Annotated in this window: 27 protein-coding genes; 18 read left to right on the plus strand and 9 right to left on the minus strand. The window is 66.5% G+C overall.

Features of this window, described 5'->3' with window-relative positions; translation table 11 throughout:
* The first annotated feature begins 140 nt into the window (after nucleotides 1-140).
* The 6 genes from NU1_RS33390 to NU1_RS33415 all read left to right on the plus strand — a co-directional run bounded on the left by NU1_RS33390 (nucleotide 141) and on the right by NU1_RS33415 (nucleotide 6,652).
* Nucleotides 141-1,037, plus strand: coding sequence for an RNA polymerase sigma-70 factor (locus tag NU1_RS33390; RefSeq protein WP_067527637.1), 897 nt, complete (start codon nucleotides 141-143; stop codon nucleotides 1,035-1,037).
* 111 nt (nucleotides 1,038-1,148) lie between these two features.
* On the plus strand, nucleotides 1,149-2,339 hold the full coding sequence (locus NU1_RS33395) for an NAD(P)/FAD-dependent oxidoreductase (RefSeq protein WP_067527639.1): 1,191 nt from the start codon (nucleotides 1,149-1,151) through the stop codon (nucleotides 2,337-2,339).
* A gap of 41 nt (nucleotides 2,340-2,380) precedes the next feature.
* Complete coding sequence (locus NU1_RS33400) at nucleotides 2,381-3,340, plus strand: RNA polymerase sigma-70 factor (protein ID WP_084522045.1); 960 nt, start codon at nucleotides 2,381-2,383, stop codon at nucleotides 3,338-3,340.
* Nucleotides 3,341-3,375: 35 nt separating this feature from the next.
* Nucleotides 3,376-4,437: a hypothetical protein gene (locus NU1_RS33405; protein ID WP_067527641.1), complete on the plus strand. Its 1,062-nt coding sequence runs from the start codon at nucleotides 3,376-3,378 to the stop codon at nucleotides 4,435-4,437.
* A gap of 68 nt (nucleotides 4,438-4,505) precedes the next feature.
* Nucleotides 4,506-5,501: a DUF1353 domain-containing protein gene (locus NU1_RS33410; protein ID WP_067527643.1), complete on the plus strand. Its 996-nt coding sequence runs from the start codon at nucleotides 4,506-4,508 to the stop codon at nucleotides 5,499-5,501.
* 107 nt (nucleotides 5,502-5,608) lie between these two features.
* The gene (locus NU1_RS33415) at nucleotides 5,609-6,652 is read left to right on the plus strand and encodes a BtrH N-terminal domain-containing protein (protein WP_067527645.1); all 1,044 of its coding nucleotides are present in this window, start codon (nucleotides 5,609-5,611) and stop codon (nucleotides 6,650-6,652) included.
* Between the two features lie 215 nt (nucleotides 6,653-6,867).
* Here the strand turns inward: NU1_RS33415 and NU1_RS33420 are convergent, their stop codons facing one another.
* Nucleotides 6,868-7,680, minus strand: coding sequence for a phytanoyl-CoA dioxygenase family protein (locus tag NU1_RS33420; RefSeq protein WP_067527710.1), 813 nt, complete (start codon nucleotides 7,678-7,680; stop codon nucleotides 6,868-6,870).
* A 269-nt stretch (nucleotides 7,681-7,949) separates the two neighbouring features.
* Between NU1_RS33420 and NU1_RS33425 the strand changes: the two genes are divergently transcribed.
* From NU1_RS33425 to NU1_RS33455, 7 genes are all read left to right on the plus strand, one after another.
* Nucleotides 7,950-8,663 carry a YciI family protein gene (locus tag NU1_RS33425; RefSeq protein WP_067527646.1) on the plus strand — a complete coding sequence of 238 codons (714 nt, stop codon included), beginning with the start codon at nucleotides 7,950-7,952 and terminating at the stop codon, nucleotides 8,661-8,663.
* A gap of 8 nt (nucleotides 8,664-8,671) precedes the next feature.
* Nucleotides 8,672-9,925, plus strand: coding sequence for an RNA polymerase sigma factor (locus NU1_RS33430; protein WP_067527712.1), 1,254 nt, complete (start codon nucleotides 8,672-8,674; stop codon nucleotides 9,923-9,925).
* A gap of 230 nt (nucleotides 9,926-10,155) precedes the next feature.
* A complete protein-coding gene (locus tag NU1_RS33435) occupies nucleotides 10,156-10,482 on the plus strand; it encodes a PadR family transcriptional regulator (protein WP_067527648.1) in 327 nt (108 codons plus the stop codon).
* The gene (locus tag NU1_RS33440) at nucleotides 10,479-10,835 is read left to right on the plus strand and encodes a DUF1048 domain-containing protein (RefSeq protein WP_067527650.1); all 357 of its coding nucleotides are present in this window, start codon (nucleotides 10,479-10,481) and stop codon (nucleotides 10,833-10,835) included. The genes NU1_RS33435 and NU1_RS33440 overlap by 4 nt, the downstream gene beginning before the upstream one ends.
* A gap of 1 nt (nucleotide 10,836) precedes the next feature.
* A complete protein-coding gene (locus NU1_RS33445) occupies nucleotides 10,837-11,163 on the plus strand; it encodes a DUF1048 domain-containing protein (protein ID WP_067527652.1) in 327 nt (108 codons plus the stop codon).
* 88 nt (nucleotides 11,164-11,251) lie between these two features.
* Nucleotides 11,252-12,067 carry an alpha/beta fold hydrolase gene (locus NU1_RS33450; RefSeq protein ID WP_067527654.1) on the plus strand — a complete coding sequence of 272 codons (816 nt, stop codon included), beginning with the start codon at nucleotides 11,252-11,254 and terminating at the stop codon, nucleotides 12,065-12,067.
* Nucleotides 12,068-12,210: 143 nt separating this feature from the next.
* The gene (locus tag NU1_RS33455) at nucleotides 12,211-13,209 is read left to right on the plus strand and encodes an Rpn family recombination-promoting nuclease/putative transposase (protein WP_067527656.1); all 999 of its coding nucleotides are present in this window, start codon (nucleotides 12,211-12,213) and stop codon (nucleotides 13,207-13,209) included.
* An 86-nt stretch (nucleotides 13,210-13,295) separates the two neighbouring features.
* On the opposite strand, the gene NU1_RS33460 is transcribed toward NU1_RS33455, so the two are convergent.
* Nucleotides 13,296-13,883: a hypothetical protein gene (locus NU1_RS33460; RefSeq protein WP_067527658.1), complete on the minus strand. Its 588-nt coding sequence runs from the start codon at nucleotides 13,881-13,883 to the stop codon at nucleotides 13,296-13,298.
* A 503-nt stretch (nucleotides 13,884-14,386) separates the two neighbouring features.
* On the opposite strand from NU1_RS33460, the gene NU1_RS33465 reads away from it, so the two are divergent.
* From NU1_RS33465 to NU1_RS33475, 3 genes are read left to right on the plus strand one after another with little or no spacing between them, the layout of a single operon-like run.
* The gene (locus NU1_RS33465) at nucleotides 14,387-15,517 is read left to right on the plus strand and encodes a coiled-coil domain-containing protein (RefSeq protein ID WP_245720424.1); all 1,131 of its coding nucleotides are present in this window, start codon (nucleotides 14,387-14,389) and stop codon (nucleotides 15,515-15,517) included.
* A 23-nt stretch (nucleotides 15,518-15,540) separates the two neighbouring features.
* On the plus strand, nucleotides 15,541-15,747 hold the full coding sequence (locus tag NU1_RS33470) for a hypothetical protein (RefSeq protein ID WP_067527662.1): 207 nt from the start codon (nucleotides 15,541-15,543) through the stop codon (nucleotides 15,745-15,747).
* On the plus strand, nucleotides 15,744-16,595 hold the full coding sequence (locus tag NU1_RS33475) for an SAM-dependent methyltransferase (protein ID WP_245720425.1): 852 nt from the start codon (nucleotides 15,744-15,746) through the stop codon (nucleotides 16,593-16,595). The genes NU1_RS33470 and NU1_RS33475 overlap by 4 nt, the downstream gene beginning before the upstream one ends.
* Here the strand turns inward: NU1_RS33475 and NU1_RS33480 are convergent.
* The 3 genes from NU1_RS33480 to NU1_RS33490 form a co-directional block, all read right to left on the minus strand.
* Nucleotides 16,557-16,928 carry a DUF4913 domain-containing protein gene (locus NU1_RS33480; RefSeq protein ID WP_067527714.1) on the minus strand — a complete coding sequence of 124 codons (372 nt, stop codon included), beginning with the start codon at nucleotides 16,926-16,928 and terminating at the stop codon, nucleotides 16,557-16,559. The two genes, NU1_RS33475 and NU1_RS33480, sit on opposite strands and share 39 nt — an antisense overlap.
* 71 nt (nucleotides 16,929-16,999) lie before the next feature.
* Nucleotides 17,000-17,662, minus strand: a complete 663-nt coding sequence (locus NU1_RS33485) for a response regulator (RefSeq protein WP_067527664.1) — start codon at nucleotides 17,660-17,662, stop codon at nucleotides 17,000-17,002.
* On the minus strand, nucleotides 17,659-18,774 hold the full coding sequence (locus NU1_RS33490; protein ID WP_067527666.1) for a sensor histidine kinase: 1,116 nt from the start codon (nucleotides 18,772-18,774) through the stop codon (nucleotides 17,659-17,661). Before NU1_RS33490 ends, NU1_RS33485 begins: the two co-directional genes overlap by 4 nt.
* A gap of 216 nt (nucleotides 18,775-18,990) precedes the next feature.
* Between NU1_RS33490 and NU1_RS33495 the strand changes: the two genes are divergently transcribed.
* Nucleotides 18,991-19,398, plus strand: coding sequence for a DUF6223 family protein (locus NU1_RS33495; protein WP_067527668.1), 408 nt, complete (start codon nucleotides 18,991-18,993; stop codon nucleotides 19,396-19,398).
* A gap of 49 nt (nucleotides 19,399-19,447) precedes the next feature.
* On the opposite strand, the gene NU1_RS41965 is transcribed toward NU1_RS33495, so the two are convergent.
* Genes NU1_RS41965 through NU1_RS33505 form a run of 3 tightly spaced genes read right to left on the minus strand, consistent with a single transcriptional unit; the run spans nucleotide 19,448 to nucleotide 21,198 of the window.
* The gene (locus NU1_RS41965; RefSeq protein WP_157553373.1) at nucleotides 19,448-19,612 is read right to left on the minus strand and encodes a hypothetical protein; all 165 of its coding nucleotides are present in this window, start codon (nucleotides 19,610-19,612) and stop codon (nucleotides 19,448-19,450) included.
* A 10-nt stretch (nucleotides 19,613-19,622) separates the two neighbouring features.
* Nucleotides 19,623-20,237, minus strand: a complete 615-nt coding sequence (locus tag NU1_RS33500) for a GNAT family N-acetyltransferase (RefSeq protein WP_067527670.1) — start codon at nucleotides 20,235-20,237, stop codon at nucleotides 19,623-19,625.
* Nucleotides 20,238-20,265: 28 nt separating this feature from the next.
* On the minus strand, nucleotides 20,266-21,198 hold the full coding sequence (locus tag NU1_RS33505) for an MBL fold metallo-hydrolase (protein WP_067527716.1): 933 nt from the start codon (nucleotides 21,196-21,198) through the stop codon (nucleotides 20,266-20,268).
* 100 nt (nucleotides 21,199-21,298) lie between these two features.
* On the opposite strand from NU1_RS33505, the gene NU1_RS33510 reads away from it, so the two are divergent.
* On the plus strand, nucleotides 21,299-21,724 hold the full coding sequence (locus NU1_RS33510; protein ID WP_084522047.1) for a MerR family transcriptional regulator: 426 nt from the start codon (nucleotides 21,299-21,301) through the stop codon (nucleotides 21,722-21,724).
* A gap of 50 nt (nucleotides 21,725-21,774) precedes the next feature.
* Here NU1_RS33510 and NU1_RS33515 read toward each other — a convergent pair whose 3' ends face one another.
* A complete protein-coding gene (locus tag NU1_RS33515) occupies nucleotides 21,775-22,353 on the minus strand; it encodes a DUF1707 SHOCT-like domain-containing protein (RefSeq protein ID WP_067527672.1) in 579 nt (192 codons plus the stop codon).
* Nucleotides 22,354-22,445 lie beyond the last annotated feature (92 nt).

A 22,445-nucleotide genomic window follows, 5' to 3' on the forward strand; every position in this document is an offset into this window, starting at 1 on the left:
ACGGACATAAGTCGCCAGTGGCCGGATACCTGTGACAGTGCGGCCATGTGACGACTGCCACCGATCGTGAGTGTCACAAAGCGGTCGGGACGCGCCACTTGCGTGTGACACCTTCGAGAGCGAACAGACAGGAGCGGCATATGAGGAACGGCGACCGCAGGGGTCCCGCCACCGACGCGTTTGTTGCCCACCGCAACCTGCTGTTCACCGTCGCCTACGAGATGCTCGGCTCGGCCGCCGACGCCGAAGATGTCCTCCAGGAAACCTGGTTACAGTGGGCGGACGTCGATCTCGGCGCGGTGCGGGATCAGCGCGCGTTCCTCGCCAAGATCACCACTCGTCAGGCCATCCGGCGGCTGCGCTCACTCGGACGGCGCCGGGAGTCCTACGTCGGCCCCTGGCTACCCGAGCCGCTGCTCACCGCGCCCGACGTGGCCGAGGACATCGAGCTGGCCGAGAACATCTCGATGGCGATGCTGCTGGTACTGGAGACGCTCGCCCCGACCGAGCGGGCAGTGTTCGTCCTGCGCGAGGTATTCGACGTGGGATACGACGAGATCGCCGACGCCGTCGATAAGACTCCTGCGGCGGTCCGCCAGATCGCGCACCGCGCACGTGCTCATGTCGCCGCGCGCCGACCGCGCGGGGACGTGTCCCCGGCCGAGACCCGAGAGGCGCTCGGGGCGTTCCAACGGGCGGTCGAGACAGGCGATCTGCAGAGTCTGCTCGACATCCTTGCGCCGGACGTCGTCTTCTTGGGCGACGGTGGGGGAGTCAAGCGGGCGTTGTTGCGGCCTATCGTGGGGGCCGAAAAGGTGGCTCGCGTCCTGGCCCGCGGCTCGGGCTGGATGGGCGGTGAGACGTCGGCCGAGCCGGCACAGGTCAATGGCTGGCCGGCTCTGATCGTCCGACTCAATGGGGAGATCGATGGCGTCGTGGCGGTGCGGATCGACCACGGCTCGGTCACGGGTCTCTACTTCGTGCGCAATCCCGAGAAGCTCTCGCGTATGCGCCGCGAGACCACGTTGGACCGTTGAATCCGAGGCAACGCCCCCTGGGCACGCCATGTGATCCATGCCACATGATGTCAGAAACTTCGTCGAAGCGGTGTCTTGTGCTCGAACCCCTCGGAGCAAAGGAGATTCATCATGAGCAACAACACCGATGTGGTCGTGATCGGCGGCGGATATGCCGGAGTGATGGCGGCCAATCGATTGACACAGCGCGACGACGTGACGGTGACCGTAATCAACCCGCGCTCGGTCTTCGTCCCCCGGCTGCGTCTGCACCAACTGGTGGGCGGGACCCACGATGCGGTCGTCGACTACACCGAAGTCCTGGCCGAGGGTGTCCGGCTGGTCGTCGACAGCGTGACACGGATCGACGCGGCCGAGCGCAGTGTGACGCTGACCAACGGCGACAGTATCGGCTACGACTACCTGATCTACGCGGTGGGCAGCGGCAGTACCGGCCCGCGGGTGCCGGGTGCGGCCGAATTCGCCTACCCGATCGCCACATTGGAGGCGGCGCAGCGGGTGCGGTCGGTGCTGTTCGACACGCCCTTGGCGGCCGCGGTGACTGTTGTCGGGGGTGGTCCGACCGGTATCGAGACCGCTGCGGAGCTGGCCGAGCAGGGTCGCGCTGTCACGTTGGTCTGCGGCGGGGTCGTCGGTCCGTACCTGCACCCTCGGGCTCGACGCACCGCCCGGAAGTACCTCGCCGAACTGGGGGTCAGCGTCCTCGAAGGCCCCGACACATCGGTCACGACGGTGACACGCGATGCCGTGGAACTCAGTGACGGACGCACGCTGGCGAGTAAGATCACCATCTGGACCGCGGGGTTCGGTGTGCCCGATCTGGCCGCCAGCAGCGGGTTGCGCACCGACACCGCCGGGCGGCTTCTCACCGACGAAACACTGACCAGCCTCGACGACGAACGCATCGTGGCGGCCGGCGACTCGTCGGCGCCATCGGACCTGCCGTTCCGGATGAGCGCCTACGCCGCGGGATGCCTGGGCGCTCATGCCGCCGACACGGTGCTGAACCGGATCGCGGGTGAGCGGTCGGCGCCGATCGACCTGTCGTTCGCCGCCATGTGTATCAGCTTCGGGCGCCGCGCCGGCATCTTCCAACTCGCCCACAAGGACGACGCCGCTATGCGGCTCTATTTCAGCGGCCTCGCGGGCAAGAAGCTCAAGGAGATGTCCTGCGCCTTCAGCGTCAAGCACCTGGTGACCGAAGCGCGTAAGCCCGGTTCGCATTCCTGGCCCAAGGACGGCAAGCACAGGCCGGCATTGCTGCGGGCCCAGCGCGGTGACACGGCGGCACCGGTCGCCTAGGCCACCGAATTCGCCAGCAGTTACCGACGGGAGCGGACTCCATGGACACCACAGATGCACCTCGCGGCCAGCGGCGGGCCGACAACGAGGCAGCGGGCCGCGGCCGCGGCGGTGACGCCGCCGACCCGGCGACCGATGCTTTCGTCGCGCACCGCAATCTGCTGTTCACCGTCGCCTACGAGATGCTCGGCTCGGCCGCCGACGCCGAGGACGTCTTGCAGGAATCCTGGCTGCGATGGGCGAAGGTCGACATGGGGCAGGTGCACGATCAACGCGCCTACCTGGTAAAGATCACCACCCGGCAAGCGCTCAATCGGCTGCGATCGATGAAACGTCGCAGAGAGTCATACGTGGGCTCGTGGCTGCCGGAGCCCCTGCTCACCACTCCGGATGTCGCCGCTGATGTCGAACTCTCCGAAAGCGTATCGATGGCGCTGATGCTCGTTCTCGAGACGCTGACCCCAACCGAACGGGCGGTGTTCGTGCTGCGCGAAGCATTCGGGATCGGCTACGACGAGATCGCCGACGCCGTCGACAAGGCTCCCGCCGCCGTGCACCAGATCGCCCACCGCGCCCGCCGTCACGTCGAAGCCCGCCGCCCGCGCCGCACAGTCACCGCACGGCAGGCCGAGGCGGCTCTCGAAGCCTTCCAGCGGGCGCTCGAGACCCGCGACATGCGGGGCCTACTCGACGTGCTCGCCCCCGACGTTGTCGCGATCAGCGACGGCGGCGGCATCAAGCAGGCCACACCACGGCCAGTCCTCGGGGCTGACAAGGTGGCACGTTTCATTGTCGGCGGCCTCACCAAGAACGATGTCACGCTGACCATCGAGGCGACCGCGATCAACGGCAGCCCCGCCCTGGCCCTGCACGTCGAGGGGGAACTCGACGGTGTGATCGCGGTGCGCGTCGAGGACACCCGCATCACCGGCCTCTACTACGTCCGCAATCCGCAGAAGCTGACCCGCGTCGAATCCGAGACCCGGCTCACCCTGCGATGAACACCGGTCCCGGCCCAACTGTTCGAGGAGTAGAAATGACCACGTCGGCACCGCTCGTCACCGATGCGCTTCCGTCACGATGGTTGACGGTGGCCAGAGCAGTCGCCGTGCTCACGGCGATCATCGGCGTACTACTCATCGCCTTCGCCTGGCCATCGGTGCGGTCGTCGGTTCACGATGTGCCAATCGCCGTCGCAGGCCCGACCAGCGCGGTCGCACAGATCCGCATCACACTGGAGCAGCGTCTGCCGGGCGGGTTCGAGGTCACCGAAGTCGCCGACACTGCAGCCGCGGAACAACTCATCCGCGCCCGGCAGGTGTACGGGGCGATCGACGTCAGCTCCGGCACCCCGCAAGTCATCGTCGCCTCCGCCGCCAGCACCGCGGTCGCCCAGACCCTGCAGACCATGGCGACCGGCCTCGGCCAGATAGGACAATCCGGCACACCGGTCGCTGTCCGCGACCTCGCGGCCCTGCCCGCCGACGATCCCCGCGGCGTCGGCCTGGCCGCAGGAGCTCTGCCACTGGTGATGGGCGGTCTGCTGGCCGCGGTGTTGCTGACCAGATTCGTTCACGGCACTGTCCGCCGGGCCGCCGGGGCACTCGTCTTCGCGGCGACCGGCGGCTTGACCGTGGCGGCGATCCTGCAATTCTGGTTCGGCTCACTGAGCGGGTCCTACCCGGCCAACGCCGGCGCCATCGCGCTGACCATCGCGGCCACCTCCCTAACCATCCTCGGGCTGGAATCTCTTTTCGGATACGCCGGAATCGGGATCGGCGCTGCTCTGATGCTGCTCATCGGCAACCCCCTCTCGGGCACGGCGACCGCACCCGAGATGCTGCCCGGCTGGTCGGGCACGCTCGGTCAGCTACTGCCTCCCGGAGCAGGTGGCCAATTGCTCCGATCGACCGCCTTCTTCGACGGCCGCGGCGCCACCCACACCCTCACCGTGCTCGTCACCTGGATCGCCTTCGGCGCAGTACTGTGCCTGGTCGGCGGACTGCGCGCACGCCGTGCCGCGAACGCCGGCGCGGCGCGTCGGGCGACACACAGAGCACCGACCGAAGCCACATCGGCACCCCTCAGCGCCCAGTAGGGACGACTGTGCTGGAACTGGGACGCGAAATCCCAGCTCCGGGCACGGTCACCTGCGATCCTGAATGAATGAAGCTCCAGGTGGAGCAAGACGACGGGCCGTTCTACGACGGCGGTGAGGCGCCGGCGGAGGAAGCGGCCGCCGCTATTGCCCCCGAGGCGGTCGTGGTCAATGTCGCGGAACCGCCCGAATCGCCGCGGACCCGCGCCGACGATCAGGATGTCGCCGACGATCTGGAACCGGATCTCGTCATTGTCCTCGACCGGCGCTTCAATGAAGCCACCCGCCGCGAGGAGTTCCGGCTGCTCCGCCGGATCGGGTATGACGACAATGTTCCGGGAGTCGGTATCGGCAGAATTCTGGTACCGGCCGATCTGGAGAACTGGACCACCGACCTCACCTCGGTGCCGTTCTTCCTGACCTGGCTGGTGCCCAAGACCGGCGCGCACCTGCCGGCCGCGATCCTGCACGACGGTTTGGTCCTGCACAAAGACGAACCCGCGAGCTACATCGCCGCACGCGAGATCTACCGGGACGAGGCCGACCGGGTATTTCGCGACGCCATGGCCAAGACCGGCACCGGATTGCTTCGCCGCTGGATGGTCTGGGCCGCCGTCACGGCCGCAACCATGCATTTCGCCCGGCAGGTCGACTGGGCGCCAATTCAGAAGTGGCACTATAGGATTGCGCTCTGGGGCACGCTGGCCCTGATCGTCTCGCTCGGGATGTGGTCCACCCTCGACCTGCTGAATATTTCAGGGATTGCGGGTGTGCCGTGGATAGGGGAGCGGCCGATCCCGGCGCTCATCGGCGGGCTCGCCGGGGCCCTCGCCATCCCACTGCTACTCGGGACCACCTGGGGAAAATTTCGGATCGCGGGATGGATCATCGGTCCGCTAGTGGCATTGATCCTTCCGGCGATCGTGCCCATTGTCGTCATCAGCGGGCTCTATGTCGGGGTGGAACGTCTCCAGCAGTGGCAGCCCTGGCTGGCGAAGGCGCTGGCCGTTGTCTCGGTGTGCGCGATACTCGCAGTGTTCGCGGTGTCGTGGTGGATGGCCTGATTGGAGCGGATGGCGCTCCTCGACGTGGACTCTCCCGCTACGGGAGGGTCCACCATGGGAGCGATATTTCGTCACGACGGCGAACCGCATATCGAGGAAGGCTCGGCATGACCACGGTGATCGACATCGATGCCCGCGGCACGCAGCACTGTGAGACGACAGCTCTGGGAGTTCTGCTGCGACACGAGGGAATCGACCTGTCCGAGCCCATGCTCTTCGGCCTGGGCTCCGGTCTGTCCTTCATCTACTGGGACAACAAGAATATGGGATTCCCCTTCCTCGGCGGACGGGTCAAACCTTTCGATCTCACCAGGAACCTGGCCACCCAACTGAGTCTGGAACTCCTGGTTCAGGAGACCGTCTCTGCCGGTAGAGCTTGGGAGAATGTCGCAGGCCCCCTCGCCACCGGCCGTCCCGTCGGGCTTCAGCTCGACAGCTACTACCTGGACTACTTCGGGTCGAAGGTGCACTTCGGCGGGCATATCGTCGCCATGTACGGCTACGACAGCGACAGCGCCTACCTGGTGGACACCGAGCAGCAGGGCGGAGCCGTATCCACCACCTTGACCAGTCTTGCCCAGGCCAGGGCCGCGCGCGGCCCGATGACCGCCAAACACCGGTCCTTCACCGTCACCAAACCCGGGAATACCGCTTCGCCCCACGACCGGATCATTCCCGCCATCACCGCGTGCGCCGCCACCTTCCTCAACCCACCCATCGTCAACTTCGGCTGCCGAGGCATCGAGAAGGCCGGTCGACTGGTGCGCACATGGCTCCAACGGACCGACAACCCACAGCAAGACCTACCGTTGGCCGCCCGACTCATGGAGCAGGCCGGCACCGGCGGCGCCCTGTTCCGCAACCTCTACCGTGACTTCCTCGCCGAGTGCACCCAACTCTTCGACAGCAGCCATCTGCGCACCGGCCACCGGCTCTACACCGAGGCAGCTGCGCTGTGGACCGAAGTCGCCGCGTTGATCACTGCGGCCGGCGAATCGGGCGATGGGGAAAACCTCGTGCGCGCCGGTTCCGTCCTCGGCGATATATCCCGCGTAGAGCACGAGGCGATGCAGTCGCTGAGCCGTCTGGACGACACATCGGGGAGTACGGTCAGAACAGATCCGGCGACGCAGACACGTTCTGTCCGGTGAGCCGGAATGACGTAGTCGAGCGGTACGTTCACGACCGGTAGAGCGATTCGCCGCCTTGCTCAGCAGCTGAAAGCGTTGGCGCGCGGAGATGTCGACATCCGAAGCGGTTCGGATCTCGAGTACACGGCGCGTTCTCGCGTCGTCGCCACGATCACTGTCGAGCCTCGGGCCGTGGCATGGGTGAAAGGCGAGTTCGCGCAGGCGAGCCGAGGGCCTCAGACGGAAACATCCAGCCCCACACGCGGGTAGCGGTCGGTGTCCAGCGGCGCGCCCGGTTCAACCCCTACCACCTCGTCCTGATAGCCGTTTCCGGCCGAGGGCTGGTACACGGCGGCGGCATCCATGTACACGGAGGTGAGGGAAATGCGTGGGGTGGCGGTCGCATTGGTACCCGCCGCGTGTACGAGTCGGGAGTGATGGAATGTGCAGTCCCCGGCACGGATCGGGACGGCGACCCGTGGCCGCCACACCAGTTCCGGGAATACATCGAACGGATCCCAGAGTTCGGCGGCGGCCGGATTCGATTCGGCGGTTGCCTCGGATTCGGTGGCCTCGGGCCAAATATGGGAACCCGGTACGAATGTCAGGCAGCCGCGTTCCACCGGGACGTCGACCAATGCCACCCAGGCGGTCAGCGTCACCGCCCGCCCTGCGATGGGGAAGGCGAAATCGTCGAAGTGGAACGGGGTAGGGCTGGCTCCGGTGCTTCGCTTGAGTAGTAGTTCGGACTTGAACATGCGCAGCTGCTGTCCAGCGAGCAGTTCCGCGATTCCGGTAATACGCGGATGCAGGGCGAGGGTGCGCATGACAGCGCTCTTGGTCTCAGGATCGGCGACCCAATCCATGACATTGCCCTCTCCGTCGTCCCAGGACACCTTGTGTTCCCGGTCGAGCAGGACCCGAGCATCGGATAGATACCGCTGGATCTCCGGTGCGGTGAGCACTTTCGGGATATGAACGAATCCCTGACTGCGGTACTGCTCGACGATTTCGGCGGACAGGTTCTGCGGAGCACTGAGATCGGCCACAACTTCGACGGTAACCGCGAACCAGCCCTTCGGCCACGGGATTTCGAGTGCGGGCCGCCGCCGGGCGGGGTGCGAATCAGGCTGTACGCCCACCGGTTCCCGCTCGGCCCGCCGTCTCCACACGTCAGCGGCGGCCGGTGATCGGCCAGCATCGCCAGATCCGGGGTGCGCAGGCGGCCGATCTGCGGTGTGGAGAATCCGCGGCTTCGTTCGTCGTCAAGGTAGAGAGGAGTAGCGGACTTCTCGTTCCGAGGAAGGATGATGAGCTCATGCAGTATCTGGCATTGCTGTTCGGACAGGAAGACACTCCGGATGCCCGGCCGGGGACCCCGGAGTTCGATGCGGAGGTCGCTCGGTACGCCGCTTTCGAGGAGAAGGCCGGGGCGGCGGTGGCCGGTGGTGCCGCGCTGCACCCCACCGCCACAGCGATCAATATCCGACACACCGGCGGACGGACCCTGGTGACCGACGGTCCGTTCACCGAGCTCGCCGAGGTCGTCGGCGGGTTCTATGTATTCGAGGCCGACGATCTCGATGCCGCGATCGGCCTGGCACAACAGCTGCCCGCGGCCGATTCCGGGTCCATCGAGGTGCGTCCGCTGGCGATGTGGGAACCGCACGGCGAGATCCGGGCCGACTGGTGGGTTGCCCTGCTGTGGGAGCCGCCCGGCGAGGTGATCGCGGTCGGTACCCCCGAATGGGATGCGGGGGCGGACGAGCATCGCAGGTTCGCCGAATCCGCAGCCGGAGCGATACGGGGCAGTGCCGCCATGCATTCGCCCAGCACCGCCACCACCGTGCGGGCCCGGGACGGGAAGGTGCTGCTCACCGATGGACCCTTCCCCGAATCGGCGGAGGTGATCGACGGGCTGTACCTGTTCAGCGCCCCCGGCCGCGCCGAGGCCACCGAGATCGCCGCCCGCATTCCGATCGGCGCGAAGGGGCGGGTCGAGGTACGCCCCCTCGTCGAGATGGACGCTTGACACCGGCGCTGGACCCGGCCGAATTCGATGCGGTGTATCGCGTCGAATTCGGCCGGGTGCTGGCCACGGTCGCTCGGTTCACCGGGGATATCGGGCTCGCGGAGGACGCGGTACAGGAGGCGTTCACCGACGCGCTGCGCACCTGGCCGCAGCGCGGTGTGCCGACCAACCCGGGGGCCTGGCTCACCACCTCCGCGCGTAACCGTGCCCTCGACCGGCTGCGCCGAGAAGCGGCGCGGCCGGCGAAGGAGTACGACGCGGTGCGCGATATCCCACCCGCACAGGAGCCCGACATGTCGCCGATCGCCGACGACCAGTTACGGATGATTTTCACCTGCTGCCATCCCGCACTGTCCGCCGAATCTCAGGTTGCGCTGACCCTGCGGCTGGTGTGCGGACTGCGCACCGCGGAGATCGCGCGGGTGTTCCTCCAGCCCGAACACACCGTCGCCCAGCGGCTCAGCCGAGCCAAGGCGAAAATCCGCCGGGCCGGCATCCCGCTGCGGGTGCCGCCGGTACACCTACTTCCCGAACGCACCGCCGCAGTCCTGGCCTGCATCTATCTGGTATTCACCGAGGGGTACTTCGCCACCTCCGGGCCGTCGGCGGTGCGCGACGAACTGTGCGACGAGGCGATCCGCCTCGGTCGGCTGCTGTGCACCCTGCTGCCCGACGAACCCGAGGCACGGGCCCTGCTGGCGCTGATGCTGCTCAACGACAGTCGGCGCGACCAGCGGCGCACCGCGGACGGTGCGCTGGTTCCGCTGGAGGACCAGGACCGCAGCCGCTGGGACCGGCCGAAGATCCGGGCGGGCCTGGGCTGCCTGATCTCGGCCGCCGAGGACAGCGGCACCGGACCGTACCTGGCGCAGGCCCGCATCGCCGGCGCACACGCCATGGCACCAACCTGGGAGCGCACCGACTGGGCTGCCGTGGTGTCGGGCTACGACGAGCTGCTGCACTACACCGACTCTCCCGCGGTGGCGGTGAACCGGGCGGTGGCGCTCGGCTTCCGCGACGGCTTCGAGCACGGTCTGGCCGCGCTGGACAAGGTGGCCGACCACCCGCGGCTGGCCGGCTCCCACCTGGTTCCCGCCAGCCGCGCGGACCTGCTGCGACGCCTGGGCCGCCCCGCTGAAGCGGCGGAACAGTACCGCCTGGCAATTGCGGACGCTCCCAACGACCAGGCTCGCAGCTTCCTGAAACACCGTCTCGACGACCTTCCCGACCGTGGGGTTCGGATTCGAGAAGAACCTCGCTGAACGGGTTCGCTACCACTCGGACGCCCACATCAAGGGGACTCACCGCCGGAAGTCACGGTCCGCCGCGATACCACTGATGGGCCTCGTGGTGCGCGGAGGCATTCTTTCGCTTCGCGGATCGCAGAGTCCGGTCCGCGTTCGCCGATCGCTGGCATCCTCCACTACTCGGTGATACCGTATAGTGGTACTCGGTATCACGCAGTACCGATTGGACTGAGGGAGGGCTCGCGATGGACGACCTGACCGAGATGCTGAAGGGCACGCTCGAAGGGTGCGTGCTCGAAATCATCGGCAGCGAGGAAACCTACGGGTACGCCATCACCCGTCGGCTGAACGAACTCGGCTTCGCCGACGTCATCGAGGGGACGGTGTACACCATCCTGCTGCGATTGGAGCGGAACGGACTCGTCCAGGTGACGAAACGACCGTCCGGTGTTGGTCCGCCACGTAAGTTCTACGCGCTCAACGACACCGGACGCGAGGAACTTGCGAAGTTCTGGGCGAAATGGCAGTACATCTCATCACGCATCGACAGGCTCAAGGAGGGCGAGGGATGAACTTCTGGGAGACCATCACAGGCAGCGATCTCACCAGGGAATCGAAGGCGTTCGAAGCCCGGGCCGAGGCGCTGCCGGACGAATACCGGGCGGCGTGGGAACAGATCAAGAGCCACCTCTTCCCCTATTCGGGCTTCACCGGCCGCAACCTGATGCCGATCCTCGACGCCGCCCTGGGGTTGCTCGAAGAAACAGCGGCGGAGGGGCAGAGCGTCCACGAGGTGGTCGGCGACGACATCGGAGGCTTTTGCGCGGCGCTGGCCGGTGGAGTAGGGGCTCGAACGTATCGCGACCGGTGGCGCGAGCAGTTGAACAGGAACGTTGCCAGGAAATTGAGCCGGCTGGGAGGCTGACGTGAGTATCCACGACATCATCGCGGGTAAGAAGCAGTGGCGGACGCACATGGCTCGGGTCAAGGCGCTCCCGCCGGATTACCAGATCGTCTACAAGGAGATGCAGAAGTACCTGTTCAAGGTCGGACCGATCGGCCTGCCTGACGGGCCCCTGCTCCCCGAGATCATCGACTTCTTCGAGGGGGGCGTCGCCGCGGGCAAGGGGGTCTTGGAACTCATCGGCAATGACGTCGCCGCGTTCTGCGACGACCTGGTCAAGGACTCACGCACCTATGCGGACGCCTATCAGGAGTCCATCAGCGGGGAACCCGGCACGGCCGCGAAGTAGCGCACCCGTCACCGTCCCCCCCGGACGACGCGACTGGGCAAGGCCGGGAGAAGTCGAACCCGAAACCCTCACACCATCAGGTTGAAATATGACAAACACCAGAGATTCCTCAACCGATTCGAAGTGGACCGGCATGGTGCCGGTCGACGACACGGCCCTGGCCGTCACCGATACCGGCGGCACCGGCCTCCCCGTGGTCTACCTCAACGGCCAGTTCGCTACGCAGGGGTACTGGCGGCGGGTCATTGCCGACCTGGGCCCGGGGTGGCGGCACATCACGTACGACGAGCGGGCCCGCGGCAGGAAGTCGCAACGTTCGGCGGATTATTCCTTCGAGGCCGCCGTCCGGGATGTCGATGCAGTGCTCGCGGCCCGGGGCGTGGAGCGGGCGCTGGTAGTGGGCTGGTCCTATGGAGCGTTCGTCGCGGCCCACTGGGCCAGCCGCAATCCGGACCGCGCCGTGGGCGCGATCATGGTCGACGGCGCGCAGCCGTACGACTGGCTTACCGACGACTTGGAACAGGGGATCCGGAAAGCGTTTCGGCGGTGGGGCTGGTTCATGCCGCTGCTGCGCCCGACGGGTCTGACCCCGCGGATGACCGCGGAACAGATGGCGAACAGCAATATCGAGCTCGGCAAACTCGCCCGGGCGCATGAGCTGGGCCCCGTCCTCGACGACATCGCCGTCCCGGCGCGGTATGTGGTTGCTTCGGGGGAGTCCTTCGGCAGCCCGGGCGGGCAGGAAGAGGTACGCACCAGCCTCCCCGCGGTAACCGAACGGAACCCGAACATCCAAATCAGTGCGAAGGTCTCCAGCAATCACGGTGCGATCCTGCGTAAGGACTTCCGCGCCGTCGCTGATGCCGTACGTGAGGTCGCCGCCCTCGACCGCCGCGAGCGCTGACGAACACCGCTGACAGACTGGCGACAGGTACACCGGGGCAAACACTCGGTCAGCGGGGAGGTATCCAGTCGCAGCACCCACAGTTCTCAGGCCTCCGAGTGTATTCGCCTGTGCCGGTAGCGGTTTGCGAGTAGTTTCCCGGCATGGCCACGCCGAAGGAACCGAACGATCCGAAGCGACCGGACAAACCACACGATGCATTGTTCCGGCAGGTGATGTCGCATCCAGACGCCTTCGCTGGGGAGTTGCGCGCGGTTCTACCGGAAGCGGTTGCCGCGCAGATTGATTGGACACGGCTGCGGCCCCAGTCGTGTAGCTTCGTCTCCGCTGAGCTGCGGGCCCGCTTCAGCGATGTACTGTTCGTGACCCGCTGGGCGGGGCGAGAAGCGTTCGTGTATGTACTGCTCGAGCATCAGCGAAAGTCCGATCCGTTGATGGCGTTTCGGATGTTGGCGTACGTGGTGAGGATCTGGGAGCGGTATCTCGAAACGAACCCCGCCGCCAAGCGATTGCCGGCGGTGATTCCGGTTGTCGTGTACGCGGGCGCCGATGGCGCGCCGTGGAGCCACTCGGTCGAGGTGGCGGATCTGGTCGATGTCGAACCCTCGATGGCAGCAGCGTTGGCAGGGTTGTTACCCCGGATGAGGTTCGTGCTCGACGATCTGGCCACTGTCGACGCGGCTGCGTTACTGGCCAGGCAGCCGGCGCGGGTTCGGGTGGTGTTGACACTGCTCAAGAGCGCGCCGGGAAACCGGCACCTCGAACGGGACCTGTCGTCACTGATCGCGGATCTCATGACTCTGACGACGGCGGAGTTGGACCGTGTGCTGGAGTACATCCTGGTGGTGGGCGATACTGTTGTAGGTGATCTACTGCCCGTGATCGACCAGCTCGGACCGGAAATCAAGGAGGCATTCGTGACGACCGCAGAGCGACTCCGCGCCGAAGGCCTGGCGGAAGGTTTGGCCGAGGGCCGGGCCGAGGGGCGGGCCGAGATGCTGATCGAGCAGTTGTCGCAGAAGTTCGGGTCCGTACCGTCTGCGGTGGCCGATGCGATTCGCGCACAGGATCCAGCACGGCTCCAGGCGATGGGCCGACGCGTCCTCACCGCAGCCACCTTGGGTGACGTGATCGCCGAATAGTGAGTAGCGTCCCCAAAGACCGCGGCTGATCGGTTGTCATCGGATTCGCCGCTCAGGCCCGGGACAACGGAGGTGAACCAGCGGGCTCAGCTCAGTCTCGTCGCTGCTGCCTCCGCGTTGTCCCAGCTCGCCGGACCACCCTGCTTCACCGAGAGGCGCTCCAGCGCCGTCCTGGCCTCCGGACCAGCTATCGCGCCCAGCAGCTCGATGGCCGAGTCGGCACCGATGTCCTCGATCACGCAGTGCTCGGCCAGCTCCACCGCCCACTCGGCGAAACAGGCCGGATCGGGGTGGAGAGCCAGCCAGCGCAGAACCGAGTCGGCCGTGTCGTCTCGCAGGCACGGGATCATCGCCAGCATCACCACCTCGATGTGATCCACGACGTGCCGCTGCAGCGAGTTGAGCCGCCCCCGTCCCTGCCATTCCCGCACCAGCTGGTCCACACCGGCCCACGTCACCTGGCTCATGCGGGGCATTCTCTCCCCGATTGCCTGATGGAACTCCTCCCACGCATGCCACAACAGGCCAGGCGACGGCGGCTCAGGCACATACGGCGCCAATTCCGAGTCCTCCAGCAGCACGGTTACCACGCGCCGGGCCTGCGCCACCTGCTCGTCGGTGTGCGGCAGCTCCACGATCCGGCTCCAGTCCCATTCGTCCCAGGGCTGCGGCAAGGACCGCAGGGCACGGGGCAGGACATAGTCACCGTCGACACTGTGCCAACGCGCAACTACTGGGTCCCACGCCTCCTCGGCACTCGGTTCCAACCGCGGCCCTCTCATGTCTGCCGTTGGTTATCCCGCTCAAAGTAGACCAAATCGGCTGGGCGGGGCGAGTGTGCGGCCGTGACCTGCGCGGCCGCCATGCCAACCGACTGAGCGAATCCTGATCACTCAGACACAGATTCGACCGAAAGGGAACGGACCTCGTCCACTGAATGGTACGGGCGTACATGCGAGCACAGTTTTTGAATGAATTCGTTTGTATTGCGTAGCGTTGGGTCCTACCAAACGTAAACGTATTGTTCGCGAGGTAGAGCAAGGGGAGGGGGATCTGCTGACCGCCGATAAGGTTCACTTATCGGCGGTCAGAACGGTGCGGGATCGATTGGGGCTCTTGGGGAATCGTTTCGTGTTGTTGCGTTCGAAATGACGAAACAAACGCTACGATTTTGGCTGTGTCGACGAGCATCTGTAACTACCCGAGCTGCACGCGTCCCATTAATCGCGGTGGGGGTCCGGGGCGGCCTTCGGAGTACTGCGACCATCCCGATCACACGCGGTGGCGGGCCTGGCGGGAGCGGCAGCGGCTACAGCAGGCCGAAAGCGAGACCCCGACCGCGAACGTCACTGTGACGCAACAGGGGCCGGTGACTGTGGCCCGATTGCGCGCCGATGAGCTGCTGATCCAGTTCCGGGGAGTGGCCGATCAGCTGGGGAACACACTGGCGGCGGCGGTGGCCGAATTGTCCACGCTGGCGGATCCTTCCGTGGCGGAAGCGCAAGTGCAGGCGGTGCAGGCCGATGCCGCGCGCCGGATTGCCGAAGCCGAGATGGCGGCCGCGGCGGCGGAGCAGGCGCGGCGTAATGCTGACGAGGCGCGGGCCGCGGCGGAATCGGCGGCCGAGGACGCGGCGCTGGCCGCGGAAGCGGCCGAGGCGCGGATCGCGGACGCTGTATCCACACGCGATGACGCATTGCGCGAGGTCGAGCGGGTTACCAAACAGGCGGCCGAGGATGTGTTCGCTGCGCGGAACGAGGCGGAGGCCGAAATCCGCACCATCCGCCGCGAGTCCGCCGACGATATCGAGCGGGCGCGGCAGCAGGCGACCGAGGAGATCGAGTTGGCGCGATCCAAGACCGCGACCGAGGTCGAGCAGGTGCGTCGCGATGCCTCCCAGCGCACTACCGCGGCCGCCGCCGAACGGGATCTGGCCGTACAGCGGGCCGCCGATGCCGAGCGCGCCATCGACCGTGCCGAACAGGCTGTGGCGGAACGTAATCAGGCGGTTGCGGAAGCCAGGGATGAGCTCGTTCGCGTGCGCGCCGAACTCGACCGCGCCCGCACCGAACTGACCGAGGCCCGGCGGATCGCCGCTGACGATATAGCGGCCGTGCGCGCCGAATCCGCGACAGCGCTCGATCGAGCCCGGCAGGAGGCGGCGGCGCGGCTGGCGACACTCGACGACGCTCGCGAACAAACCCTCGCTCGCGCCGAGCGCGCCGAACGTCAACTCGACGCATTGCTCGCCGGTCGCGCGGAGAGTTCGGTGCTCAGCGAAGCCACGGCTTCAGGAACTAAAAAGTAAGTACCGGTCGGTATAAACACTAGGTGCGGTTTGCATTCCGAATCCTCACGGCGAAGATATTCATCGAGGCGGCGATCCGGCCTTACACCTGTATCGTCATTGGCAAAGAACTGCTCCGCTCGGACGCGATCTGGAATGATCTTTTCTATCGTGGATCGGCCCGGCTGGCGACTGCCCGTGCGATCATCGACCGCTGGTGCACGGAAGGGTTAAGGTGTTGCGAGACTTGAATATCAACGCCATCAGAGCACGGCAATCACGGCCGAGTGTGGCGCGGGTGTACAGCTACGTGCTCGGTGGACGTGACAACTACGGCGTCGACAAAGATGTCGGGGACTTCTTCATGGGAGACCTCCCCGGCTCCGAGCTACTGGCGATTACGAACCGGGAAGCCGTTATTCGTGCGGCCCGCGATATGGCCCGCGACGGCATCCGGCAAATAATCGATATGGGTTGCGGATTGCCGACCGATGAGAACGTCCACGATGTGCTGCGCCGTCAGCACCCGGACGGTCGCGTCGTCTACGTCGACAACGACCCGTTCGTGGTGGCACATGGACGCGCGCTGCTCGCCATCGACGACAATATCGCCGTACTCGAAGCCGATGTGGGTGATTCGGCGGCGGTCCGCGAGCATCCGGAGGTGCAGCGGCTCATCGACTTCGACGAACCTCTCGGCATCATCTTCGGTATCACGCTGAGCTTCCTCAATGATGACGAGAATCCGGCCGGGGTCGTCCGCGACTGGGCGGACCGGATGATTCCCGGAAGTCAGGTCTACATCTCGCATTTCCAGACCGGCCGCACCCGGGAGGCAGCCGCCACCGAGCGGAAGATTCTGGAAGCCTTCGGCCGTGGCACCTGGCGCAACGAGGAGCAGATTCTCGCGCTGTTCGGTGACCTCGAACTACTCGAGCCCGGTCTGCGCGCCTGCGCGGTGGCGTCCGGATCCGCCCGCTGTGGGCACACCCGCCGCCGACCAGCGCGACCTCAGTATCTGGGAGGAACTCGTCGTCGCCGCGATCGCGCGCAAATCCGGCTAGGACGCCGGATCGGTAAACAGATCCTCTCGCGGTGAGACGAGGGGCAGCGGCGGCAGCATGTCCCGGTGTCCAACTCTCGGCGAGCAGAACTTGAACGGACCATCGGGAGCGAACAGCCGACCCATCTGCGGGTCGGCATGGTCGAGGAACCACACGCTCAATCCGGTGCGCGCGTCGAGACGGTAGTGTTCCCATGCGCGCCAAAGGATTTCCAGCCGCGCCGCTGCCTCGGCATGCTTGTACCACTCCGGACACCACGCCACTGACGGATCGTTGATCACATCGCGCCGGTACACCACGCTCAGGTAGTTATCGACGAACTCGATCACCGACGGGTAGACGTGTCCTACCGATCTCCAGTCGTTCATGACTCCATTCAACAGCACTGAGCGCGAACGTCACTGTGACGCAAGTAAGTTCGATATGAGAGACCGGGTTTTCAGGTCGTACGCGGACTTACCAGGCCGGATTCGTATGCGAGAACGACCAGTTGGGCGCGGTCGCGGGCGTGCAGTTTGGTCATGGCCCGGTTGATATGGGTCTTCGCGGTCAGCGGACTGATGACCATATGGTCGGCGATCTCGTCGTTGGACAGGCCCCGGGCCACCAGGACTACCGCCTCGCGTTCGCGGGCGGTCAGTTCCTTCAGGCCCGCTGTGGTGCCGGTGTCGAGCGGCTGGCTGACGTACCGGTTGATCAGCCGGCGGGTGATCGACGGTGCGAGCAGCGCGTCACCTCGGGCGGCGACCCGCACCGCGTGCAGGAAGTCTTCCGGCTGAATATCTTTGACGAGGAATCCGGCCGCCCCGGCGCGCAGCGCGTTGAAGACATATTCGTCCATGCCGTAGTTGGTCAGGATGACGACGTGCACCCCGGCCAGGGCCGGATCCGCGGCAATGCGTCGGGTCGCCTCGATACCGTCGGCGACGGGCATCTGAATGTCGATGAGCGCGATATCGGGCAGGTGCTGTCTGGCCAGTTCCAGCCCCTCGTTCCCGTCGGCGGCCTCGGCGATCACCTCGATATCGTCCTCGAGGTCGAGGAGTGCGCGGAATCCGCTGCGAATGAGTGGCTGGTCGTCGACCAGCAGGACCCGAATCATGGTCGATCCACGGGAAGTTCGGCTCGGACGGAGAACCCGCCCTCGCTGCGCGGTGCCGCCCGCAGGTGACCGCCCAGGGCGGAGACACGTTCGCGCATGCCGAGCAAGCCGACGCCGTGCACCGGCGCGGTGTTCGCCGAGGCCTTGCCATCGTCATCGACGCGGACGATGAGGGTGTCGGGGCGGTAGTCGATTCGGATCGTCGCCGTCGCGGCGGCGGCGTGCCGGGCGATATTGGTCAGCGACTCCTGAACGATCCGGTAGACGGTTCGATCCACCGCTGCCGGTACGTCGTGACGCTGCCCCTCGATTGTCAGTGTGGCGTCCAAACCCGTTGTCCTGGCTCGTTCCACCAGCTCCGGTATGTGGTCGAGTCCCTGTCGCGGGGTGGTGCTGTCATCGCGCAGCGCCTCCAGGGTCGCTCGCAATTCCCGGGCCGCCTCCCGACCGGCCTCCCGAATCGCCAAGAGCGACTCCGGCACCTCCTCGCCGCGCTTGTGGGCCACGTGCACAGCGGCTTCGGATTGCACCTTGATGACCGAGATCTGGTGCGTGAGCGAATCATGCAGTTCGCGCGCGATATGCAGCCGCTCCGCATCGGCGCGACGCCGCGCGGTCTCCTCCCGGGTGCGCTCGGCCTCATCGGCCCGCCGTTCGGCCTGCCGCAGCGCCTCACCGGCCGCACCGGCCGCTATCAACCAGGCCAATTGCAGGGCATCGCGCGCCTGGTCGAACGCCGCGCCCACGGCCCAGTCCTGATGTGCGACCAGCATTGCGAACGGCAGCGCGATCACCATGAGCACCGAACCCGCCACCGCGATGAGGCGGTAGCCCGCCCGTACCGTCGCGTACACCGCGACCAGATATGCGATGGCGGGTACATCGAAACCGATTGCCTGGTAACCGAGTACGCACAACGCGGTCGCGGCCAGCACAGTCAGCGGAGCCCACCGGTGCGCGGCCAGTGCGAGACCACCGCCGAGCAACAACACGTAGCCGAACACGTCGAGATTCGTGGCGGCCTGCGGTCCAGACAGTCCGGCGGCCAGCAGAACGGCCGCCACGACGAGGGCGACCGCCCAGTCGCCGATCCCGATCCGTGCCCTGCTCATGGGTGCACCCTAGCCGGATTCGCGCGCGGGCAACTCCCGCGTACGGACGATCTACCGGCTACCGCGCCCGCAGTACTCGCATGGGTTTCCGCGACCTCCGCGGTAGGTCGTTGCCACCACCGTGGCAGCGTGAATTGTCTGCGCGCGCTGGATGATTGGTGATGGGTCCGGCGGACATGATCGAGCGATACCACGTTGTTCGATAAGGAGCGCCTCATGTCCGTCCGTCACCTGCTCACCGTCACCGCGGCCGTCTCGGCCGGAACTATCGCGCTGGCCGCGCCGGCGATCGCCCAGGCCGCTGTCCAGCCGTCCGCCGCCACCGGCATGACCTCCGGGCGACTCGGGCCCACCCTGACCGCGCTGGTGGCCTTGATCGGCGTGGTCATCGGTGGACTGGCGGTTCGCTCCGCCGGTCGTACCGGCAACGGGGAACGGCGGGCACTGGTGGCCCTGGGGTTGGGGCTGATCGGCGTGGTCGGCGGTGGGCTTTTCGCGGTGACCGCCGATGGCGGGCCCGGCACCGGCAATGGGATAGTCGGGGCCTTCGCGGCCATGGTCTTCGGGCTCATGAGCATGGCGCTCGGTGGGCTCACGTTGGTCCGCGCCCGCCGCACCGTCTGACCACAGCGAGTACGGGCTCCGGTGCGATGTCGTTGCGGCAGAGCCCAACTCAATGCGCGCGAACTAGCAAAAGACGTCGGTGTGCGACGGCCCACTGTTCGAAGGTGCGCGGCGGGCGGCCGGTGACCTCCTCGACCGTGGGCCGCACAATCGAAGCCAGGGCCTGCGCCACGTCCGCGCCCACATTGCCGGTCGCGCCGGTCACCAGAATCACAGTGTCTCCATTACTTGCTGATCGGTGTGCGCCACATGGGCCACATCAGTGGCCCGCCCTTGGTGACGTCGAGGTCTCCGGTCTTCTCGAAGCCGAAGCGTTCGTAGTAGGGAACGTTGTCGGGTTTGCTGGACTCGAGATAGGCGGGCACACCTTCGGCGTCGCAGCGGTCGAGCCGCGACGACATCAGGGCTCGGCCGTAGCCGCGGCCTCGGGCGGTGGGCAGGGTGCCGATGAAGGCCAGGTACCAGTGCGGGTCGCGGGGGTGAGCCGCCGCCATGCGGTCGGACATGCGGGCGGCACGGGGAGTGCGAAGCCCGAACGCGCGCACGAGGTGCGGCATTGCGCGCAGGATGGTGGCGTTCGAGGTGTGCCACTGGCCGGGCGGCGCCCACACCGCCGCGCCGACTATGGCACCGGTATCGTCCTCGGCCACCTCGACGCCACCGTGCTGGATGAACTGCAATCGGGTCAGCGTGGCGAAGGCGATCGCCGCGCGGCGGGGGCGGGAGGTCGCGTCGGGGATGGACCAGGTCATGACCGGATCGTCGGCGAAGGCAATCCCGAGTACGCGGCCCAGTTCGGGGATATCAGATGTCAGGGCGGGGCGAACGGTGACGTCCATTCGTTCACGTTAGCGCGTCGGTATGACCTCATAGTGGGGAAAGCAGCTGGCGTGACGCCGTGTGATCGTGGGTGGGGATGATGGTCGTGTAGTGCTGCGCCAGGTGCAGGCGTTGCAGCGTCCGGAAGGCCTCCGCGCGGTCATTGTCGACGAAATCACCTGGGAAGCTGGACTTCTGGCGGATTCCGGAGATCTGCTCGGTATGCCAGGCGGCGTCACCTGCCAGCAGTACCCAGCCGCGCTCGGTATGCGCCAGCACCCCTACGCTGCCCGGGGTGTGTCCCGGCAGATCCACCAGGACGACGCTGCCGTCGCCGAACAGATCATGGCTGCGGGTGAAGGTCAGTACCGGTGGTCCGTCGAGGTCGTAACGGCGGATGGGGCGATCGATAAGCGAATCGCGGACGCCTCCGGCCGGTGCCACTGTCCCGGAGGTAATCCAGTCGTGCTCGATGCTGTGCAGGTGAACGGGCAGCCCCGGCAGATCCAGCAGCCCACACACGTGATCCCAGTGCGCATGGGTCGGCAGCGCGAAATCGGGTGTCGGCAGCAGTGGTGCGCGGCGCAGCGCCGTCACGGTCGCGATGGTGTCCGCGGGCGGGGTCACCACGGCCCGCAATACCGACGGGAGCTCAGCGATCGCACGCTTCCGCACATCGAGGCAGACGCTCGGATCGACGAGGAAGGTCGCCTCCCGGTGCTCGATGACAAAGGTGGTGAGCGCGTTCAGGATGTGGCGGGGTGCGAACCTCCCCTCCACGATCAGGGCCGTCGGCACCGACCGTGGCACCTGCGGCAACGCGGTCACCCGCACGGTGCGCCGGGGAGTCGGCAGACCGACATCGGTCAGAGACCGCTGGAACCGCTCGTCGGGCCGCTTCGGCCGCAGGGCACCGTGCACCAGGCCGACTGCCGCCGAGCAGCATTCGACGAGACTCGGCGTACGCACCGGGTCGGACATGATCCCACTTCCGTTCACTGTTCGTGCGGGCGACCTGGTTGGTCGCCACGATCGAGGGGACGGTAATACTTAAGGTCGACCTGAAGTAAAGAGGTGAGTTGTGACGACTGTCGCGGAGCTGCGGATCGGTGACGCCGCGGCCGCCCTCGGTATCGAGGCACACGTGCTCCGACATTGGGAATCCGTCGGCCTGCTCATCCCGCAGCGCAGCCCCTCGGGGCATCGCAACTACGACGAACAGACGCTCGCGCAGGCACGAATGATCCGCGTCCTACAGCGCGCCGGGCTGTCGCTGGATCAGATCCGGCGACTGGCGGCGGGTGGGCGCGATGACCGGCTGGCCCTCATCGACGCCAAGCGTGCCGAGGTGCGTGAGCAGCTGGCGCTGCTGCGGGCGACGGATCGTTTCCTGGAACACCTCGCCGCCTGCCGACATCGCATTATCGCGGAGTGCCCGGACTGTGCGCAGTTCACCGCGCGCGATCGGGTATTCGCGCGGAGCCGAACGACGAGGCCACCGGTGTGAGGCGGTTTCGGTAGGGCGTCGGCGTGTTTGGACGCTGCGGACAATGATGGTCAGGAACCGGTGCCTTGGCCGCTCCCGAGCTCCCGGATTCGATTCGCGGCTTCCGCGAGGCGCTGCTTTCGCGCCTCGGCCTCGGCCTCTTTCAGATCCTCGTAGACCTCCTCGTCGGATTCACTGAACCGAAGAACCATTCGCGGGATGGTGAGGGTGACGATCAGTGAGGGCCAGATGATCCAGGCGAAGCTCCAACCCACGATCAGCTGCAGCACCAGGAAACTGACCAGGGTGATGCCGAGGATGATGGCGTCGAGCGATTCGATTATCTGGCCACGCGCACGAAGCGCGGACAGCTCGACCGCCGCGGTAGGGGCGCCGCCGGTTACCTCCCCGGTGTCGCTGGGGATCGGGACCCGCACCACCAGGCCGTCTTTCCAGGTCAGCGGCACTCCGCCTGGAAGGCCGCTGAACTCGGCGTCGAGGGCGCCAAAGGTGCGGGCGCTGGCGACGGCACCCGAGCGTTCGTAGAACTCGGCGCTGTCCAATCGCCCGTCGGCGTAGTGCTTGGCGAGGGCGTCGAGGGCATGTGTCCGTTCGTCGTGGCTGAGGAGCAGGTCGTCGGGTTCAGCCATCGCGTCGGAACCTCCTTACGAGCGCTGGGGGATAGCCGCTGAGTCCAGTATCGCATCGGGCCTGTCAATTGAGGTCGATGCCTATGTGCACG

The sequence above is a fragment of the Nocardia uniformis NBRC 13702 genome, assembly GCF_001613345.1.
Classification (GTDB): Bacteria; Actinomycetota; Actinomycetes; order Mycobacteriales; family Mycobacteriaceae; genus Nocardia; species Nocardia uniformis.

Bases quoted from the DNA above. Each gene is read 5' to 3' on its own strand.
- NU1_RS33490 (WP_067527666.1), bottom strand. From the start codon at position 18,774: ATGAGCAGGGCACGGATCGGGATCGGCGACTGGGCGGTCGCCCTCGTC.
- NU1_RS33505 (WP_067527716.1), bottom strand. From the start codon at position 21,198: ATGTCCGACCCGGTGCGTACGCCGAGTCTCGTCGAATGCTGCTCGGCG.
- NU1_RS33455 (WP_067527656.1), top strand. From the start codon at position 12,211: ATGGCCACGCCGAAGGAACCGAACGATCCGAAGCGACCGGACAAACCA.
- NU1_RS33390 (WP_067527637.1), top strand. From the start codon at position 141: ATGAGGAACGGCGACCGCAGGGGTCCCGCCACCGACGCGTTTGTTGCC.
- NU1_RS33405 (WP_067527641.1), top strand. From the start codon at position 3,376: ATGACCACGTCGGCACCGCTCGTCACCGATGCGCTTCCGTCACGATGG.
- NU1_RS33440 (WP_067527650.1), top strand. From the start codon at position 10,479: ATGAACTTCTGGGAGACCATCACAGGCAGCGATCTCACCAGGGAATCG.
- NU1_RS33450 (WP_067527654.1), top strand. From the start codon at position 11,252: ATGACAAACACCAGAGATTCCTCAACCGATTCGAAGTGGACCGGCATG.
- NU1_RS33410 (WP_067527643.1), top strand. From the start codon at position 4,506: ATGAAGCTCCAGGTGGAGCAAGACGACGGGCCGTTCTACGACGGCGGT.
- NU1_RS33400 (WP_084522045.1), top strand. From the start codon at position 2,381: ATGGACACCACAGATGCACCTCGCGGCCAGCGGCGGGCCGACAACGAG.
- NU1_RS33425 (WP_067527646.1), top strand. From the start codon at position 7,950: ATGCAGTATCTGGCATTGCTGTTCGGACAGGAAGACACTCCGGATGCC.
- NU1_RS33515 (WP_067527672.1), bottom strand. From the start codon at position 22,353: ATGGCTGAACCCGACGACCTGCTCCTCAGCCACGACGAACGGACACAT.
- NU1_RS33500 (WP_067527670.1), bottom strand. From the start codon at position 20,237: ATGGACGTCACCGTTCGCCCCGCCCTGACATCTGATATCCCCGAACTG.
- NU1_RS33435 (WP_067527648.1), top strand. From the start codon at position 10,156: ATGGACGACCTGACCGAGATGCTGAAGGGCACGCTCGAAGGGTGCGTG.
- NU1_RS33395 (WP_067527639.1), top strand. From the start codon at position 1,149: ATGAGCAACAACACCGATGTGGTCGTGATCGGCGGCGGATATGCCGGA.
- NU1_RS33480 (WP_067527714.1), bottom strand. From the start codon at position 16,928: ATGAACGACTGGAGATCGGTAGGACACGTCTACCCGTCGGTGATCGAG.
- NU1_RS33495 (WP_067527668.1), top strand. From the start codon at position 18,991: ATGTCCGTCCGTCACCTGCTCACCGTCACCGCGGCCGTCTCGGCCGGA.
- NU1_RS33485 (WP_067527664.1), bottom strand. From the start codon at position 17,662: ATGATTCGGGTCCTGCTGGTCGACGACCAGCCACTCATTCGCAGCGGA.
- NU1_RS33415 (WP_067527645.1), top strand. From the start codon at position 5,609: ATGACCACGGTGATCGACATCGATGCCCGCGGCACGCAGCACTGTGAG.